Genomic DNA, 17,346 nt, shown 5'->3' with positions numbered 1-17,346 from the left:
CCTACAGGGGGCTGTATTTCAGGTTGAAATTGAGTTGGACCGACTGATTGTGTTCCAGCAGTTTCAGGCCCGGCCGTCCCGCCAGGTGATGAGCATTCACCGGATGACTCACCGGCTCGATGCAAAAGAACCCCAGCCCCGGCGGGCAGTACAGCAGAAAGTAGTCGGCGCCGCTGGCCTGGCATTCCAGCGCATAGCCCAGGTCCGGCTGTTCGATCCGGCAATACCCGTCCCACTGGCAAAACCCGTTGTCCACCAGGCCTTCGGGCAGGGTATTCAATACCTGGAAATCCCACTCGCCCGGCACCGGCGTCAACCCGGTCGGCAGCTTGGACGCGTCACTCATCCACACCTGCGCGGCCCTGGCCTGCAACCGGGTACCCGGCCGGCGCGGAAAGTACGGATGCAAGCCCACGCCATGCCACGCCGCTGTTTCGGCCAGGTGCGTCACCCGCAGCTCGATACTCAACGCCCCGTCGATCAAGCGAATCCGCTGCTCGGCGCGATAGGCAAACGGCGTGTCACAGCGTACTTCCAGCACTGCTTCATCCGCCGACTGGCTGACCACCTGCCACGCCTGTTGCCAGGCCGAACCGTGAATCGGCAAAGGATCGGTCAGGCTGTTGGGCGTGAGCGCGAGCCAACCGTCGGGGTTGTCGAAACCGCCGTGGGCAATGCGGTTGGACCAGGGCACCAATGGATAGCACCCCAGCTTGCCCGGCAAACCGGTATGGATCGCCTGCTCATCGTTATGGCGCAGCAACGGCTGGCCGGTGGCGCGCACGGACCAGTTGACGATGCTGCCGCCCACGGCCGGATTCAAGGTGAGGTGGGTCAGGCTGTCTTCAAGTTCAATCATCACAACACCACGCTTGGCAGCCATAGCGACAGCGCCGGAATGTACGTCACCGCAATCAGCACCAGGAACAGCACCGCGTAGAACGGCAGCAGCGCCTTCACGGTCTTCTCGATACTCACCTTGCCCACCGCCGCACCCACGAACAGCACCGCACCCACCGGCGGCGTAATCAAGCCAATGCCGAGGTTGACCAGCATGATCATGCCGAAGTGCACCGGGTCGACGCCGATACCGAGCACCACCGGCAGCAGGATCGGCGTGAGGATCAGGATCAGCGGCGCCATGTCCATCACCGTGCCGAGCAACAGCAGCATGGCGTTGATGCACATCAGGATCACGTAGCGGTTGTCCGACAGGGTCAGGAACAGGGTGGTGATCTTCGCCGGGATCTGCATCAAGGTCATGATGTAGCCGAAGCTGGCGGCGAAGGCGATCAGGATCATCACGATGGAAATGGTGCGCACCGTGCGGTGCATCAGCTTGGGCAGCTCGCTCCATTTGTAGTCGCGGTAGATGAACATGGTCACGAAGAACGCCCACAGCACCGCAATCGCGGCGGACTCGGTAGCGGTGAAGATGCCCGACAGGATGCCGCCGAGGATGATCACCATGGCCATCAGGCCCCACAGCGCGTCGGCGCAGATTTTCAGGGCCTGTTTCAAAGGGATGACTTCGCCCTTGGGGTAGTTGCGTTTTTTCGCGAAGATCAGGCACAGCACCATCAGGCACGCGCTCATCAACAACCCAGGCACCACGCCGGCCATGAACAGCGAGGCGATGGACACCGTGCCGCCCGCCGCCAGGGAGTAGAGCACCGAGTTATGGCTGGGCGGGGTCAATAGCGCCTGCACCGAACCACTGACGGTAACTGCGGTGGCAAATTCCCGTGGGTAGCCACGGCGCTCCATTTCCGGGATCAGCACCGAGCCGACCGAGGCGGTGTCGGCCACCGACGAGCCGGAGATGGCGCCGAAAAACGTCGAGGCCATGATGTTCACCAGCGACAGGCCGCCGCGCACAAAGCCCACCAGCACCCCGGCAAACGCCACCAGCCGGCGCGACATGCCGCCCTCGGCCATGATCGCCCCCGCCAGCACGAAGAACGGAATCGCCATCAGCGAAAACTTGTTCACCCCGCCTGCGACCTGAATCATCAGGGCCTGGAACGGGATGTCGATCCACCATGCGCCAATCAGCGCCGACAAACCCAGGGCGTAGGCCACCGGCATGCCGATCAGGATCAGGGCGATAAAGCTGCCCAGCAGAATCAATGCGTCCATATCAGGCAGCCCCTTCGCTTTCTTCCACCAGGTCGAAGCGCACCACGCGCCGGTTGCTCTGGTCACCGAGCAGGAGTTTTTCCACCACGAAGATCAGGGTCAGCAGCCCGCCAATTGGAATCGGCATATAGGTGATGCCCACGCGCAGGGTCGGGATGGCGCTCATGAACTGGTTCCAAGTCGACAGGCACAGCTTGGTGCCCCAGATGGCCATGAACAGGCAGATGGTGCCCATCAGCAGTTGCGAAAGGATGCCGACGATGCGGCGCTGGGCGGGCGGCAGGCGGTCCGTGACCATGGCCACCGACATATGTGCACCGGCGCGGTAGCTGGCGGCGGCGCCGATAAAGGTGAACACCAGCATCAGCAGGATGGCGGTGGGTTCCGGCCAGCTGGAGCCGGTGCCGAGGATGTAGCGGGCGAAGATGCCCCAGGGGATGATCAGTGCGACGCCGAGAACCGAGAGGCCGGCGACCCAGATGCAGGTCATGTAGATGCGGTCGTTGATGCGCAGCAGTAGATTCTTCATGGCGTTCACCGTAACCGGGCGCGTCGGTGCAGACCGCGCCGGGCCTTTTGCGAGAGGCAGGAGAGGTTATTGAACGGCGTCGATGCGCGCGATGATGTCGGCGTAAGGCGCGCCGTACTTGGCGCGAACCGCTGCGGTGGCGTCATAGAAGGGCTTTTTGTCGACGGTGATGAACTCGACACCGGCCTTTTTGAGTTTTTCCTCACTGCTGGCGGACTTGGCATCCCACAGCGCGCGTTCATCGGCCTGGGCGGCCTTGGCGGCGTTTTTGACCATGACCTGTTGCGCCGGGGTGAGCTTGTTCCAGGTGATTTTCGACATCACGATGGGCTCAGGCAGGATCAGGTGCTCGGTGAGGGTGTAGTACTTGGCGTTCTGGAAGTGGTTGTGTTCGAGCATGGTCGGCGGGTTGTTCTCCGCGCCGTCGATCACCCCGGTCTGCAGGGCGCTGAAGATCTCGCCGGTGTCCATGGCAATGCCGTTGGCGCCCATCGCGTTGAAGGCATCGATGAACAGCGGGTTACCTTGCACACGGATCTTCATGCCCTTGAGGTCTTCGATCTTGCGCACCGGCTTCTTGGTGTAGAGGTTGCGCGTGCCGCCGTCCATCCAGGCCAGGGCCACCAGGCCGAACTCGGAGTCGGTGATCTTGGCGAGAATTTCGTCGCCGATTTCGCCATCGATGACCTTGCGCATATGCGCCTGGTCGCGGAACACGAACGGCAGGTTGAACACGTTCACGTCCGGCACCACTGGCCCGACGATGCCGAGGCTGACGCGGGTCATCTGCACGGCGCCGACCTGGGCCTGTTCGACCACTTCTTTCTCGGAGCCCAGCACGCCACCGGGGAAGTATTTGAAGGTCAGTTCGCCGTTGCTTTCCTTGGTCAGGGCCTTGCCCATGTTTTCTTCGGCAACAACGGTGGGGTAGCCGGCGGGGTGGATGTCGGCGAATTTGATTTCCAGCGCGTGGGCGGCGCTGCTGAGGGTAAAGACTGCGACGGCGAGCAAGGTGCGTTTGAAGTCCATGGGAGTCACTCCTGTGTTGTTATTGTTGTATTCAAGGCACAGCGATGCAGCTAGAGAGTAAACGTCGGTTCAGGCAGTCCTTGGACGCCGGGGTTGAGGGCGAACACGCCGCCGGACACTGACTGTTCACTCTGGTCGTCACGGATCGAGGTGACAAACAGGGTGTCCAGGCGGCTGCCGCCGAAGGCGCACATGGTGGGTTTTTTCACCGGTACGCTCAGGGAGCGGTCCAGGCGACCATCGGGGGTAAAACGGTGGATCAGGCCGGCGTCGTTGGCGCAGATCCAGTAGCAGCCATCGGCGTCCACGGCGGCGCCGTCGGGGCGGCCGAGGAAGTTGTGCATGTCGACGAACACGCGACGGTTGGACGGCGTGCCGGTGTCGATGTCGTAGTCGAAGGCCCAGATCTGCTGCACCAGCGGGTGCGAATCCGAGGCGTACATCGTGCGGCCATCGGGGCTGAAGGCCAGGCCGTTCAGGGTGATAAAACCGTCCAGCTGGGCATGGGGTGCTGAACCCGATGCATAGCGATAGAGGATGCCTTCGGCGGCATTCGCGCCCATGTTCAGCACCATGCTGCCGGCCCAGAAACGTCCTTGGCGATCACAGCGGCCGTCGTTCAGGCGCATGTCCGGGCGTGGGTGCTCGACGCTGGCCAACGGCGTGGTGTCGAGGCTGCCGTCGTTGTGCGGCGTGAGTTGGAAGAAACCGGTTTCCATCCCGGCGACCCAGTTGCCCGCGGTGGTGCGGGCGATGCAGGCGAGCATCTGCGGGGCTTTCCAAGCGGCAACGTGGCCGGTGGCGGCGCTCCAGCGTTGCAGGCCGCCGTGGGGGATGTCCACCCAGTACAGGGCGTTTTCCTCGGGCACCCACACCGGGCATTCGCCCACGGCATTGCGGGCGTCGACGATCAATTCAGCAGTCATGGCAACTCATTCCCTTGGGTGGGTGTGAACTCAGTCATCGAATGGCCCGGCGGCGCAGAACGCGCCACCCTGATAGACCTTGGCCGGGTCATCGGCGGCCACCGGTGGCTGGGCTTCGACCTGGGCGCGGAAGACTTCGGAGCTGTCTTTCGGGGCGTAGCCCAGGTGTGCGGCATAGCGGTTGTCCCACCAGGTGTCGAGGTTATCCGACATGCCGTAGACCACGGTGTGGCCGACGTTCGGCGTATACAGCGCGCGTTCGAGCAGTTGGGTCAGGTCGTCGAAGCTCAGCCAGGTGTGCATCATCCGGCGGTTCTGCGGTTCCGGGAACGAGGAGCCGATGCGGATGCTCACGGTCTCGATGCCGTAGCGGTCGAAGTAGAAGCTCGCCATGTCTTCGCCGTAGGACTTGGACAGGCCGTAGTAGCTGTCGGGGCGGCGTGGAGAGTGGGCGTCGATGGTTTCGGTCTGCTTATAGAAACCGATCACATGGTTGGAACTGGCGAAGATCACGCGCTTGACCCCATGACGGCGCGCGGCTTCGTAGATATGGAAGGTACCGCTGATATTGGCGCCGAGGATCTCTTCAAACGGACGCTCCACCGATACACCGCCGAAGTGCAGGATGGCGTCGACGCCTTCCACCAGGTGGTGCACCGCTTGTTTGTCGGCGAGGTCGCAGGGCTGGACTTCTTCCGAAGCATCGGCTGCCGGGGCCATAGTGGCGATGTCCGACAGGCGCAGCACCTGGGCGTAAGGACGCAGGCGCTCGCGCAGGACTTTGCCGAGGCCGCCGGCGGCACCGGTGAGCAGCAGACGGTTGAAGGGCGTGGAGGTGGTCGTGGTCATGGGGATTCCAAATTTTTGTTGTAGGTTGTCGTATGACTATGCCGAAGTATTGGTAGGGATCCCCCAGGTTGTCAACGTTCTTGCGGACAGAGTGCGGAGCAAAATGTGGGAGAGGGCTTGCCCTCGATGAGGGCATGCCAGTGAATGCATCTGTTACTGACCCACCGCCATCGAGAGCAAGCCCCCTCCCACAGGGGATTTTCTGGGGCTGGGAGACTAGGTTCTACAGCAGGGAGAGTGGATAGCTGATAAAGATCCGGTTTTCGTCGAACTCGTTGGTGCTGAAATCCCGGCGCATGGTTGCGTTGCGCCATTTCACGTTGAGGTTCTTCAACGCACCGCTCTGCACGGTGTAGGCCAGCTCCGATTCGCGTCCCCATTCCTTGCCATCGGTGATCGCCCCGGTGTGCACGTTACTGCCGCTGATATAGCGGTTCATCAGGGTCAGCCCTGGCACACCGAGCACCACGAAGTTGAAGTCATGCCGTACCTGCCAGGATTTTTCCTTGGCATTGTCATAACTGGAGTTGTAGCTGTCGTTGGCCAGGGTGCCGCCGCTGGTGCCGTTGACGCGCATCCACACGCTGTCGCCGGTGAGTTTCTGCAAGCCAACGTAAAAGGTGTTGCCGCCGTATTTGGCCGAGAGCAGGGCGAACACGGTTTTGTTGTCGAGGTCGCCGGCCAGGGCGCTGCCGTCTTCCTTGCCGTTGAAGAAACCCAGGTTGGCACCCAGGGTCCAGTCGCCCACAGGCTGGCTGTGGGTCAGGTTGACGTACTGCTGCTGGTAGATATCAGTCAACTCGGCGTACCACACGCCAACCTGGGTGCGCTTGTCGTTGAAGGTGTATTCGCCGCCGCCAAAGTTGAAGCGATCAGAGGTGAACGCGGCTTTGCCGTTCATGAACATGTCTTCCATGCTCGCGTCGTTGCGCGGGCTGTTGCCGCGAAACTGGCCGCCGTAGAGAGTCAGGCCGGCGATTTCGTTGGACGTCACCTGGCCGCCACGAAAGGTCTGGGGCAGCGAGCGGCCATCGTCGGAGCGCAGGATCGGCAGCACCGGCATCCACTCGCCGACCTTCAATTCGGTCTTCGACAGCCTGGTTTTCAGCGCCACGCCCAAGCGCCCGAAGTTATCGGCGGGGCGGCCGTCATCGTGGATCGGCAGCAACTGGGTGCCGCCGGTGCCTTTGCCGCCATCGAGCTTCTGCGAATACAGCCCCAGCACATCAATGCCGAACCCTACGGTGCCCTGGGTGAAGCCGGACTTGGCGTCGAGAATAAAACTCTGCGTCCACTCTTCGGCCTTGCCCTGAGGGTTGCTCGGGTTGGTGAAGTTGCGGTTGAAGTAGGCGTTGCGCAGGTTGAGCGTGGCCTTGGCGTCGTCGACGAACCCTTCGGCGTGGGCGACGAGGGGCAGGGCGAAGGCCAGGCTGCCGAGACCGATAAGGCTGATACACGACGAGGAATTACGGGCGAATTGACTCACAGTGACGCTCCCTTTCATTTGTTGTTTTTATTATTTGTTATACGTCGTCGTACAACATTGAGGCGGATATTTGCGGGGTTTTCGTGGAGTGTCAAGCGGAAGTTATGCGATGACTGGGTGTGGGTTGATCTAGAACGGGCACCGCCCCTCCCACATTCAGCCCGCCAGGACCATCGGCGGCAAAGTGCCAAGGAGTGAAACGGCAGCTACTGCACAAACACCGAGCAGCCATTCCACCATTACGCTGGCCTTCAAGCTGCCCAGTCGCTGTTCGCAGTGGTCAAGGCGCAACCGGTTCAACAATGCAAGCGCCAACATGCCCAGCACCAGCATCACCTTGATCAACAGAATCAGGGCAAAACCACTGAACAAGGGGGTGGGCCACAGCTGCCCGGTGAGTACGCGCACATTGATCAGGCCGGTCACCAGCAAACCGGTGATCAGGCCATAACCCACGCCGCTGAAACGACGCAGGACCGGCGCCAGCTCAACACCGTGTGGCGGCCTGAGGATCAATACCAGCAGCAATAACCCCCCCAACCATGCGCCAACGCACATCAGGTGCACCACCTGGTTGAGGATCAACAACTGCCCGCTCAGCCCATCGAGCATGGCGCCATGGCCGACCGGGGCCAGGGTCATCAGCAACAGCGTGATCAACGGCAGACGCGGGGCCTTCCACGCGGTCGTCAGGGCGATGACCAGCAAGCCATTCAACATCAGGTGCCAGGTCCACACCTGACCAAAAAAAGTCTTGCCCAGCACCAACTGCACGGTCGACAGTTCCAGCGCCGCCGGCCATGAACCGGCCATGCTGGCGGTAATCAACCCTAACCAGATCATCCCCGACGCGAGGGCCGTCCACGCCAGCCCGCGGGTGATGCGCAACAATTGCCGGTCCAGCAGCGGCTGCGGTTCAGCGCCCAGGAGCCAGGGCCTGAATACACAGGCCCCGAACATCAACAGCACGACGCTGAAATGCACGAACCGGCACAGCACCAGCAGCGTTGCCATGGGTTATTGGCCGACCTTGAAGCTGTATTCACCGTTGCTTTTGTGGGTGTCGACCGACACCGCATTCCACACCACTTTGTAGTTACCGGCCGCGAGCGGTGCGGCAGGCGTCACCACCAGGGTTTTCTTGTCGGCGTCCGGGGTTTCCAGGCCTTTGATGGCGATTTCGGTGCCGTCCTTGCTCAAGGACACTTTGGTGAAGGTGGCTTCGACGCCTTCGCTGAAGGTCAGGCGCAGATCTTTGGGCGCAGTGACGCTGCTGTCTGCCGCAGGCGTGGCGCTTTTGAGATGAGCATGGGCAAATGCTGTTGAGGCACCCAGCAGGGAGGCGAGCAGGGCGACAGTGGTCAGGGTTTTCTTGATCAACATTGTGCAATACCCATCAATGGTTAGGAGCGGGCAGTGTACGAAGTTTCGACTGCGCCTGTCGCCCCGATCTAGAGCGGTGGTAGTCTTTGGGTCATGTCTTTGTCAGGGAGCCCTTATGGGCAATCACAAGAGCGGAATTCGCCGGGTCAACGTCGAAAAAATCCTGCTGGCGGCGGAGAAGATCTTCGCCGAAAAGGGCTACGGCAGCACCGCCATGGCCGATATTGCCGAAGAAGTGCAACTGCCGCGCTCCAACCTGCATTACTACTTCACCACCAAGAGCGAGCTGTACAGCGCGGTGCTGTTCGACCTGCTGGAAGTGTGGAAGCAGGACGCCCTCAGCTTCGAGACCTTCGATGACCCCCGGGTGGTGCTCAGCAGCTATATCCGCGCCAAGATGCAACGCTCGCGCACACGGCCCTATGGCTCCAAGGTCTGGGCCAACGAGATCATCCACGGCGCGCCGACACTCGGTGAGGCCCTGGATGAGAGCCTGTACGACTGGGCCAAGATGAAGGAAGCGAAAATTCGCCAGTGGGTGGAAGACAAACGCATCCTGCCGGTGGAGCCTTCGAGCCTGCTGTACATGATCTGGGCTTCGACCCAGCACTATGCCGACTTTGACCACCAGGTGAAGATTTTGAATGATCACCAGCCGTTGTCGGATATGCAGTTCGAGAAGGCGATCCAGACGGTGACCAGTGTGATTTTGCGTGGGATTGGGTTGGAGCCTTGAGTATTGTGGTGGGGCTTAGGGCCTCATCGGGGGCAAGCCCCCTCCCACATTTGATGTGTGGTGTGGGAGGGGGCCCCCGATAGTGGCCTGAAGGACTACACCGCCTCTCGATAGGGATTCCTCGGATCCTGCGTCCAATTCAAAAACGGCTTGCCCGTGTCGATAGGCACCATCTCGATGCAATCCGCCACCGGGCAGGTGATCTGGCACAGGTTGCAGCCCACGCACTCATCATCGATCACTTCGTATTTATGCGTGCCGTCCGCCTGTTTCAGGCTGGCGATGGCCTGGTGCGAGGTATCCTCACAGGCAATATGGCAACGCCCACAGCCAATGCACGCCTCTTGGTCGATCTTGGCGATCACCTGGTAGTTGATGTCCAGGTACTTCCAGTCCGTGGTGTTGCCCACCGCCCGCCCGGAAAATTCTTGCAGGCTGGTGTAGCCCTGGCTGTCCATCCACCGCGACAGCCCATCCTTCATCTCCTCCACGATGCGAAAACCATGCAGCATCGCCGCCGTGCACACCTGCACCGCGCCGCAACCGAGGGCGACGAATTCAGCGGCGTCGCGCCAGTTGCCAATGCCGCCGATCCCGCAGATCGGCAGGCCCTGGGTCTGCGGGTCGCGGGCGATTTCGGCAACCATGTTCAGGGCAATCGGCTTGACCGCAGAGCCGCAATAACCGCCGTGGGTGCTCTGGGTGCCGACCATCGGCAGGGCGACCATGCGTTCCAGGTCCACGCTGGTGATGGAGTTGATGGTGTTGATCAGCGACACCGCGTCCGCACCGCCGCGATACGCTGCCCGCGCCGCCACACGGATGTCGGTGATATTCGGCGTGAGCTTGACGATCACCGGCAGCGAGCAATAGGTCTTGCACCAACGCGTCACCTGTTCCACGTACTCCGGCACCTGGCCCACCGCCGCCCCCATGCCGCGTTCGGGCATGCCGTGAGGGCAGCCGAAGTTCAGCTCGATACCGTCGCAGCCGGTGGCTTCCACCAGGGGCAGGATGTTTTTCCAGGATTCCTCAACGCAGGGCACCATCAGCGACACGATCAGCGCGCGGTCGGGCCAATCCTTTTTCACCTGGGTGATTTCCCGCAGGTTGATCTCCAGGGAACGGTCGGTGATCAGCTCGATATTATTGATGCCCAGCACTTCACGGTTGGCGCCGTAGTGCGCCGAGTAACGCGATGACACATTGACCGCCGCCGGGTCTTCACCCAGGGTTTTCCACACCACGCCGCCCCAGCCCGCTTCAAACGCACGCACCACGTTGTAGGCTTTGTCGGTGGGTGGCGCGGAGGCCAGCCAGAACGGGTTGGGGGCCTTGATACCGGCGAACACAATCGAGAGATCGGCCATTACGCAGCCTCCACATTCAGCATGAGTTGGGCGTGCATGGCTTCGGCGGCCAGCTTGCCGTGTTGCACCGCCTGCACGGTGAGGTCCTGGCCGAGGCTGACGCAGTCGCCGCCGGCATAGACCCCAGGGATGCTGGTGCGCAGCTGTTCGTCGACGAAGATACGCTCGCCGACGCGGTGCAGCTGTTGCGCCAGGGGATCGTGCAAGGCCTCGCCGTCAAAACCCTGCCCGATGGCCTTGAAGATGGCATCGGCGGCCAGTTCGAAAGTTTCTCCGGTAGGGTGAAGACGGCCGTTTTCCAGGCGGGTGCGGGCGAAGCGCATGCCGCGTACGTGGCCCTGGTCGTCGAGCAGGACTTCTTCGGGTTGGGCCCAGGTCAACAGGCGCACCTGATTGGCCTTGGCGATGTCCTGCTCATGGTGGGTGGCGCCCATGTCGGCCAGGCCACGGCGGTAGACGAGGTTCACGTCACGGGCGCCGAGCCGGGCCATTTGCACGGCCATGTCGATGGCGGTATTGCCGGCGCCGAGCACGATGCAGCGGTCGGCCAGGGGCAGCTGGGTCAGGTCGTCGGCCTGGCGCAGTTCGCGGATATAGTCGGTGGCGGCGAGCAGGCCGGGCGCGTCCTCATGGGGTAAGCCGAGTTGCTTGCTCGCAGCCAGGCCCAGGCCGAGGAACACCGAGTCGAATTGCTGGTGCAGTTCGCTCAAGGTCAGGTTGTCGCCCAGGCGCTGGCCGTGGCGGATTTCGATGCCGCCGATCTGCAGGAGAAAATCCAGTTCCTTCTGGGCGAAGTCGTCCACCAGCTTGTACTTGGCGATCCCGTATTCATTCAGGCCGCCGGCTTTTTCCCGCGCTTCGAAGATCACCACGTCATGCCCGTGCAGGGCTGCGCGATGAGCGCAGGCCAGCCCTGCGGGACCCGCACCGACCACGGCGATGCGTTTGCCGGTCGGTGCGGCACGCTGGAACGGGTGTTCGCTGAAGTGTGCGTTGTCTACCGCATAGCGCTGCAACAGGCCGATCAGCACCGGCGCGCATTCTTCGGCGTTGTTACGGACACAGGCTTGCTGGCAGAGGATCTCTGTCGGGCAGACTCGCGCGCAGCTGCCGCCGAGGATGTTGGCCGAGAGGATTTTCTGCGCTGCGCCCTGGACGTTGTCGGTGTGGATATTGCGGATGAACGACGGGATGTCGATTTCGCTGGGGCACGCGTTCACACACGGGGCGTCGTAGCAATACAGGCAGCGGGAGGCTTCCAGTTGGGCCTGGCGCGCGTTGAGAGGCGGCGCCAGGTCGGTGAAATGGCTGGCGAGGGTGGCCCCGTCTTCATGGGGGTGGGGGAGGTGGGTCAGGGTCTGGATCACGGTGTTGGCCTCACGGTTTTTTTGGATTGCCTCTAAGTGGGCATTTTTGTTGCCTGTACTGGGCTCATCGGGGGCAAGCCCCCGATAGCGGTCTCAGCGCTTCACAGCAACCGGCCTGGAATGCTCCGCCCGCTTGCTCAACTGCTCAAACACCGACGGATACGCCGGCCGTTCCACATAGCGCCCGGCGCCGCGCTCGGCGCGCAGGTCGCCATCGGCCCAGACCAGCTTGCCCTGGCTGATGGTGTGGCTCGGCACGCCGCGCACGGTCTTGCCTTCGAAGATGTTGAAGTCGACCTTCTGATGGTGCGTCTTGGCGGAAATGGTCCGCGTACCCTCGGGGTCCCACAGCACCAGGTCGGCATCCGCACCCACGCGGATCGCGCCTTTGCGCGGGTAGAGGTTGAAGATTTTCGCGGTGTTGGTGGAGGTCAGCGCGACGAACTCCTGCATCGACAGGCGTCCGGTGTTGACCCCTTCGTGCCACAGCAGCGCCATGCGGTCTTCGATACCGGCGGTGCCGTTGGGGATCTTGCTGAAATCGTCACGCCCGGCGGCTTTTTGCTCGGCGCAGAAGCAGCAGTGGTCGGTGGCGGTGGTGTGCAGGTTGCCCGATTGCAGGCCATGCCACAGCGCTTCCTGATGCCCGCGTGGACGGAACGGCGGGCTCATCACATAGCCGGCGGCGGTTTGCCAGTCGGGGTGCTGGTAGACACTGTCGTCCAGCAGCAGGTGGCCGGCGAGCACTTCGCCGTAGACCGCCTGGCCCTTGCCCCGGGCGTAGGTGATTTCATCCAGCGCCTCCTTGGTAGACACGTGCACCAGGTACAGCGGCGTGCCGATGGTCTCGGCGATACGAATCGCGCGGCTGGCCGCCTCGCCTTCCACCTGGGAAGGGCGCGACAGCGGGTGCGCTTCCGGCCCGGTGATGCCCTGGGCCATCAGCTTGCGTTGCAGGTGGTACACCAGCTCGCCGTTTTCCGCATGCACGGTGGGCACGGCGCCGAGTTCCAGGCAGCGTTCGAAGCTGGCCACCAGGGTGTCGTCGGCCGCCATGATTGCGTTCTTGTAGGCCATGAAATGCTTGAAGCTGTTGATGCCGTGATGGCTGACCAGCTCGGCCATTTCCTCGCGCACCTGTTCGCTCCACCAGGTGATCGCCACATGAAAGCCATAGTCGGACGCAGACTTTTCTGCCCAGCCCCGCCACTGGTGGAACGCTTCCATCAACGATTGCTGCGGGTTGGGAATCACGAAGTCGATGATCGAGGTGGTGCCCCCGGCCAGACCCGCCGCCGTGCCGCTGAAAAAATCTTCACTGGCCACTGTGCCCATGAAGGGCAGTTGCATATGGGTATGGGGGTCGATGCCGCCGGGCATCAAATATTGTCCGCTGCCGTCGAGTTGTTCAGTGCCGGCGGGAATATCCAGGTCCGTGCCAATAGCGCGAATCAGACCGCCTGCGCATAAAACATCGGCGCGGTAACTTTCATCATGGGTAATAACGGTGGCGCCACGGATCAACAGCGACATGTCGAGTTCCTCACAGGCTTGACCGGCTTGTGCCAGTTCTAAGTGTTGTATTGCTACGCGCCGATGGGCGGTTAATTCCTGTCATCGGTGACAGGAATAGAAACTAGCCCGAGTTTTTCGATTGAGCAAGAAGATTTTTTATAAGCTTATGCAGTATTTAATCTATTGATTTATAAGGATAAAAATACAAAATCACCAAAATGTAGCGGTCTCTCACCATTTTGACGCACTTGACAGGTTCTCAATATGAGCAACATTTCTTATTGCAAATCAGACGCTTGAGACATGCCTCTTGACGGGGTCGGTAAATAAAAATAATTGTGGTGCACCAGATTGAGTCCTGACCGTTCGGATAATTAGCGCGTTATTTAGCCTGAGTAGCGCGGCAAGTACCGCAGGCACAATCGGAAAGCTGATTAACATCAGCGAGTTATATAAGCGGTGCGGGTTCGAGAGCGGTTGTCGGCACGGTTATTGAGTGCAGTGGCGGCTGGCCGGACCCGTGATGTCATGTTGTTTACGAGGTACTCCGGCCACCCAGCGTTCAGCGCGGGGTGAGCAACAATAATTCGAAAAAACCGTGGAGCGGCCATGCAACAGAACAGATCGCAAGTCATTGAGCGCAACGGCCTGTACGAACTCGACGCCGGCCCCGACGTCCTCGACAGCCCTCGCTACAACCACGACATGGCACCGACCAAGGTGCACGAACGCACCTGGAACAAGTGGCACATCACCGCGCTGTGGGTCGGCATGTCGATCTGCGTGCCCACGTACACCCTGGGCGGTGTGCTCACCGCGTATTTCGGGTTGTCGGTGGGCGAGGCGCTGATGGCGATTTTGCTCGCCAATATCGTGGTGCTGATCCCGCTGACCCTCAACGCGTTCCCCGGCACCAAGTACGGCATTCCGTTTCCGGTGTTGCTGCGTTCGTCCTTCGGCATCCTCGGCTCGAACGTGCCGTGCCTGATCCGCGCGTTGGTGGCGTGCGGCTGGTTTGGTATCCAGACGATGTTTGGCGGGCTGGCGATTCACCTGTTCCTGGGCTCGATTTTCGAGGGGTGGAAGTCCCTCGGCGGCACCGGTGAAGTGATCGGCTTCATGATGTTCTGGTGCCTGAATTTATGGGTGGTGCTGCGCGGCGCCGAGTCGATCAAGCGCCTGGAAACCCTGTCGGCGCCGTTGCTGGTGGCGGTGGGTATTGGCCTGCTGGTGTGGGCGATGCCGAATGTGTCTCTCAGCGAACTGATGGCGATCCCGCCCAAGCGTCCCGAGGGCGCGAGCCTTACCGGTTACTTCATGGCCGGCCTGACCGCGATGGTGGGCTTCTGGGCCACCTTGTCGCTGAATATTCCCGACTTCAGCCGCTACGCCAAAAGCCAGAAGGACCAGATCCTCGGGCAGATTTTCGGCCTGCCGCTGACCATGTTCCTGTTCGCCGCCCTCGGCGTGATCATGACCGCCGCCTCGGTGAAACTGGTGGGCGTCAGCGTGTCCGATCCCGTGACCCTGATCGGCCATATCCAGAGCCCGGTGTGGGTGGCCGTGGCCATGGCGCTGATCATCGTCGCGACCTTGTCCACCAACACCGCCGCGAACATCGTCTCGCCCACCAACGACTTCCAGAACATCGCGCCCAAGCTGATCAACCGCACCACGGCGGTGATCCTCACCGGTTTGGTGGGGTTGGTGCTGATGGGCCATGAACTGCTGAAAAAACTCGGCTTGATCGTCTCTGATGTGAGCCTGGAAACCGTGTATTCCAACTGGTTGCTGGGCTACTCAAGCCTGCTGGGCCCGATCGCCGGGATCATGGTGGTGGACTACTTCATCACCCGCAAACAGCAACTGGACCTGGCCGGTCTGTACCGCGACGACGTGTACCCGGCGTGGAACTGGAGCGGCTTTATCGCCTTTGGCGTGCCGGTGGTGTTGACGTTGCTGTCGTTGGGCAGTGATGCGTTCAGCTGGTTCTACAGCTACGGCTGGTTTACCGGTTCGGCCTTGGGCGGGTTGTTGTATTACGGCCTGAATGCCAGGCGCGGAGCCAGCCCGGTCGTTGTCAATTCATAAGAAATACACGCCTGAGGAGATCCCCATGAACGCTGCCCTTGACGTTCTGCAATCGACCCACCAGCACATCAACCGCGACCGCTTGTGGCAGTCGCTGATGGACCTGGCCAAACTCGGTGCCACCCCCAAGGGCGGCGTGTGCCGCCTGGCCCTCACCGACCTCGACCGCAAGGCCCGCGACCTGTTTGTGCAGTGGTGCGAAGACGCCGGTTGCACCGTGACCGTCGACGGTATCGGCAATATCTTCGCGCGCCGTCCCGGTCGTAATCCCAACCTGCCGCCGGTGATGACCGGCAGCCATATCGACACTCAGCCTACGGGCGGCAAGTTCGATGGTTGCTTCGGTGTGCTGGCGGGGGTGGAAGTGTTGCGTACGCTCAATGACCTCAAGATCGAAACCGAGGCGCCCTTGGAAGTGGTGGTGTGGACCAACGAGGAAGGCTCGCGCTTCCCACCGTGCATGATGGGCTCGGGGGTATTTGCGGAGAAATTCACCCTGGCGGATACCTTGGCCAAGGTCGATGCGGACGGGGTCAGCGTGGGTGATGCGCTGAATGCGATTGGCTACGCGGGAACCCGTCCTGAGAGTGGGCACAAGGTCGGTGCGTATTTCGAGGCGCATATCGAACAAGGGCCGATTCTGGAGGATGAGAAGAAGACCATCGGCGTGGTGCTCGGCGCCCTCGGGCAAAAGTGGTTCGACCTGAAACTGCGCGGCGTTGAAGCGCATGCGGGGCCGACGCCGATGCACCTGCGCAAGGACGCCCTGGTAGGCGCGGCAGCGGTGGTGGCGGCGGTCAATGCCGCGGCGCTGGGGCATCAGCCGCATGCCTGCGGGACCGTCGGTTGCCTGCAGGCGTATCCCGGTTCACGCAACGTCATTCCTGGCGAAGTGCGCATGACCCTGGACTTCCGTCACTTGGAACCGGCGCGGTTGGATTCGATGATTGCCGAGGTGCGCACGGTGATTGACGAGACCTGTGCCAAGCATGGGCTGAGTTTTGAAATGGAACCCACGGCTGACTTCCCGCCGCTGTACTTCGACAAAGGCTGCGTTGACGCCGTGCGCGATGCGGCGAATGGGCTGGGCTTGTCGAACATGGACATCGTCAGCGGGGCAGGGCACGACGCGATTTTCGTCGCCGAGTTGGGGCCGGCGGGGATGATCTTTGTGCCGTGTGAGGGGGGTATCAGTCATAACGAAATCGAGAACGCCGCGCCGGATGACCTGGCAGCTGGGTGTGCAGTGCTGTTGCGGGCCATGGTGGCTGCATCGGCAGCCATCGCCAGCGGCAAACTCGCCGCCTGAAATGCGGGTAAAAAATGTGGGAGGGGGCTTGCTCCCGATAGCGGTGTATCAGTTACAGATAAGCTGACTGACCTACCGCAATCGGGAGCAAGCCCCTCCCACATTTGAACTGTGTTTGACGTTAAATCCAGATGGCATCCCACAGTGGGTAGTCGCCAATCCGCTCGACCAAGCCCGCCCGCAATGGATTAGCCACCATATACCGGGCCATTTTCACCAAGTCATCTTCCTTGCGCAGTGCGCGGTCATAGAAGCTTTCTTGCCAGAGCCGTCCCTTGCGTCCGCTTGCACCATTGACGGTCCTGGTGCTCTTTGACTTCACCTGGCACATCAAGTCCGCCAGCGAGCCTTTTTTCAGTTCAAGCAGCCAATGGAAATGGTCCGGCATAATCACCCAAGCCAGCGAGTTGGCGAGCCCTTGGTACTGCGCCAACCGAAATTGCCAGACCACCAAGCGAGCGAGATGGAAATTGTCGAATATCGGTATGCGTTCGTGGGTGTTGGTGGTGATGAGGTAGATACGGTTGGGTTCGCTGAATCGACCGATGCGCAGGCGGTGTGAAGCGGGTAAATCTGCCATTCCCTGGCCCTCTCAAGATGTGCTTAGAGAGGCTAGA

16 protein-coding genes are annotated in these 17,346 nt (G+C 61.4%); 3 read left to right on the top strand and 13 right to left on the bottom strand.

Going from position 1 to position 17,346, the window contains the following annotated elements; translation table 11 throughout:
• Position 1 precedes the first annotated feature (1 nt).
• The 9 genes from M2397_RS16540 to copC form a co-directional block, all read right to left on the bottom strand.
• Complete coding sequence (locus M2397_RS16540) at positions 2-859, bottom strand: aldose 1-epimerase (RefSeq protein ID WP_259244073.1); 858 nt, start codon at positions 857-859, stop codon at positions 2-4.
• The gene (locus M2397_RS16535) at positions 859-2,139 is read right to left on the bottom strand and encodes a TRAP transporter large permease (protein ID WP_065927003.1); all 1,281 of its coding nucleotides are present in this window, start codon (positions 2,137-2,139) and stop codon (positions 859-861) included. The genes M2397_RS16540 and M2397_RS16535 overlap by 1 nt, the downstream gene beginning before the upstream one ends.
• Before the next feature lies 1 nt (position 2,140).
• Positions 2,141-2,668 (bottom strand): TRAP transporter small permease, encoded by a 528-nt coding sequence (locus M2397_RS16530; RefSeq protein WP_090402566.1) that lies wholly within the window; start codon positions 2,666-2,668, stop codon positions 2,141-2,143.
• A gap of 66 nt (positions 2,669-2,734) precedes the next feature.
• Positions 2,735-3,697, bottom strand: coding sequence for a TRAP transporter substrate-binding protein (locus tag M2397_RS16525; RefSeq protein WP_131698154.1), 963 nt, complete (start codon positions 3,695-3,697; stop codon positions 2,735-2,737).
• Between the two features lie 50 nt (positions 3,698-3,747).
• Positions 3,748-4,623: an SMP-30/gluconolactonase/LRE family protein gene (locus M2397_RS16520; RefSeq protein WP_259244072.1), complete on the bottom strand. Its 876-nt coding sequence runs from the start codon at positions 4,621-4,623 to the stop codon at positions 3,748-3,750.
• Between the two features lie 30 nt (positions 4,624-4,653).
• Complete coding sequence (locus tag M2397_RS16515) at positions 4,654-5,472, bottom strand: NAD(P)-dependent oxidoreductase (protein ID WP_131698152.1); 819 nt, start codon at positions 5,470-5,472, stop codon at positions 4,654-4,656.
• A gap of 223 nt (positions 5,473-5,695) precedes the next feature.
• The gene (locus M2397_RS16510; RefSeq protein ID WP_259244071.1) at positions 5,696-6,958 is read right to left on the bottom strand and encodes an OprD family porin; all 1,263 of its coding nucleotides are present in this window, start codon (positions 6,956-6,958) and stop codon (positions 5,696-5,698) included.
• Between the two features lie 156 nt (positions 6,959-7,114).
• Complete coding sequence (copD, locus tag M2397_RS16505) at positions 7,115-7,972, bottom strand: copper homeostasis membrane protein CopD (RefSeq protein ID WP_259244070.1); 858 nt, start codon at positions 7,970-7,972, stop codon at positions 7,115-7,117.
• Between the two features lie 3 nt (positions 7,973-7,975).
• Positions 7,976-8,341 (bottom strand): copper homeostasis periplasmic binding protein CopC, encoded by a 366-nt coding sequence (gene copC, locus M2397_RS16500; protein WP_167655713.1) that lies wholly within the window; start codon positions 8,339-8,341, stop codon positions 7,976-7,978.
• Positions 8,342-8,456: 115 nt separating this feature from the next.
• On the opposite strand from copC, the gene M2397_RS16495 reads away from it, so the two are divergent.
• On the top strand, positions 8,457-9,077 hold the full coding sequence (locus M2397_RS16495) for a TetR/AcrR family transcriptional regulator (RefSeq protein ID WP_027606227.1): 621 nt from the start codon (positions 8,457-8,459) through the stop codon (positions 9,075-9,077).
• A 95-nt stretch (positions 9,078-9,172) separates the two neighbouring features.
• Here M2397_RS16495 and preA read toward each other — a convergent pair whose 3' ends face one another.
• The 3 genes from preA to hydA all read right to left on the bottom strand — a co-directional run bounded on the left by preA (position 9,173) and on the right by hydA (position 13,347).
• A complete protein-coding gene (gene preA, locus M2397_RS16490; protein ID WP_115488543.1) occupies positions 9,173-10,447 on the bottom strand; it encodes an NAD-dependent dihydropyrimidine dehydrogenase subunit PreA in 1,275 nt (424 codons plus the stop codon).
• Positions 10,447-11,814, bottom strand: a complete 1,368-nt coding sequence (locus M2397_RS16485) for an NAD(P)-dependent oxidoreductase (RefSeq protein WP_259244069.1) — start codon at positions 11,812-11,814, stop codon at positions 10,447-10,449. The genes preA and M2397_RS16485 overlap by 1 nt, the downstream gene beginning before the upstream one ends.
• A gap of 93 nt (positions 11,815-11,907) precedes the next feature.
• Positions 11,908-13,347 (bottom strand): dihydropyrimidinase, encoded by a 1,440-nt coding sequence (hydA, locus tag M2397_RS16480; RefSeq protein ID WP_131698148.1) that lies wholly within the window; start codon positions 13,345-13,347, stop codon positions 11,908-11,910.
• A 591-nt stretch (positions 13,348-13,938) separates the two neighbouring features.
• Here hydA and M2397_RS16475 point away from each other — a divergent pair.
• Positions 13,939-15,420: an NCS1 family nucleobase:cation symporter-1 gene (locus M2397_RS16475; protein ID WP_131698147.1), complete on the top strand. Its 1,482-nt coding sequence runs from the start codon at positions 13,939-13,941 to the stop codon at positions 15,418-15,420.
• A gap of 25 nt (positions 15,421-15,445) precedes the next feature.
• A complete protein-coding gene (locus M2397_RS16470; protein ID WP_131698146.1) occupies positions 15,446-16,729 on the top strand; it encodes a Zn-dependent hydrolase in 1,284 nt (427 codons plus the stop codon).
• A gap of 121 nt (positions 16,730-16,850) precedes the next feature.
• Here M2397_RS16470 and M2397_RS16465 read toward each other — a convergent pair whose 3' ends face one another.
• Positions 16,851-17,309 carry an REP-associated tyrosine transposase gene (locus M2397_RS16465; protein WP_259244068.1) on the bottom strand — a complete coding sequence of 153 codons (459 nt, stop codon included), beginning with the start codon at positions 17,307-17,309 and terminating at the stop codon, positions 16,851-16,853.
• Positions 17,310-17,346: the final 37 nt, after the last annotated feature.

Source organism: Pseudomonas sp. BIGb0381, assembly GCF_024809815.1.
In the GTDB taxonomy this organism is placed as follows: Bacteria; Pseudomonadota; Gammaproteobacteria; order Pseudomonadales; family Pseudomonadaceae; genus Aquipseudomonas.
The sequence above is the reverse complement of the archived record's forward strand: the minus strand, read 5'-3'. Positions and strand labels throughout refer to the sequence as shown.

Coding starts and splice junctions, on each gene's coding strand:
- M2397_RS16465 (WP_259244068.1), bottom strand. CDS start 17,309: ATGGCAGATTTACCCGCTTCACACCGCCTGCGCATCGGTCGATTCAGC.
- copD (WP_259244070.1), bottom strand. CDS start 7,972: ATGGCAACGCTGCTGGTGCTGTGCCGGTTCGTGCATTTCAGCGTCGTG.
- M2397_RS16470 (WP_131698146.1), top strand. CDS start 15,446: ATGAACGCTGCCCTTGACGTTCTGCAATCGACCCACCAGCACATCAAC.
- M2397_RS16530 (WP_090402566.1), bottom strand. CDS start 2,668: ATGAAGAATCTACTGCTGCGCATCAACGACCGCATCTACATGACCTGC.
- M2397_RS16525 (WP_131698154.1), bottom strand. CDS start 3,697: ATGGACTTCAAACGCACCTTGCTCGCCGTCGCAGTCTTTACCCTCAGC.
- M2397_RS16515 (WP_131698152.1), bottom strand. CDS start 5,472: ATGACCACGACCACCTCCACGCCCTTCAACCGTCTGCTGCTCACCGGT.
- M2397_RS16495 (WP_027606227.1), top strand. CDS start 8,457: ATGGGCAATCACAAGAGCGGAATTCGCCGGGTCAACGTCGAAAAAATC.
- M2397_RS16520 (WP_259244072.1), bottom strand. CDS start 4,623: ATGACTGCTGAATTGATCGTCGACGCCCGCAATGCCGTGGGCGAATGC.
- copC (WP_167655713.1), bottom strand. CDS start 8,341: ATGTTGATCAAGAAAACCCTGACCACTGTCGCCCTGCTCGCCTCCCTG.
- M2397_RS16540 (WP_259244073.1), bottom strand. CDS start 859: ATGATTGAACTTGAAGACAGCCTGACCCACCTCACCTTGAATCCGGCC.
- M2397_RS16475 (WP_131698147.1), top strand. CDS start 13,939: ATGCAACAGAACAGATCGCAAGTCATTGAGCGCAACGGCCTGTACGAA.
- M2397_RS16535 (WP_065927003.1), bottom strand. CDS start 2,139: ATGGACGCATTGATTCTGCTGGGCAGCTTTATCGCCCTGATCCTGATC.
- preA (WP_115488543.1), bottom strand. CDS start 10,447: ATGGCCGATCTCTCGATTGTGTTCGCCGGTATCAAGGCCCCCAACCCG.
- hydA (WP_131698148.1), bottom strand. CDS start 13,347: ATGTCGCTGTTGATCCGTGGCGCCACCGTTATTACCCATGATGAAAGT.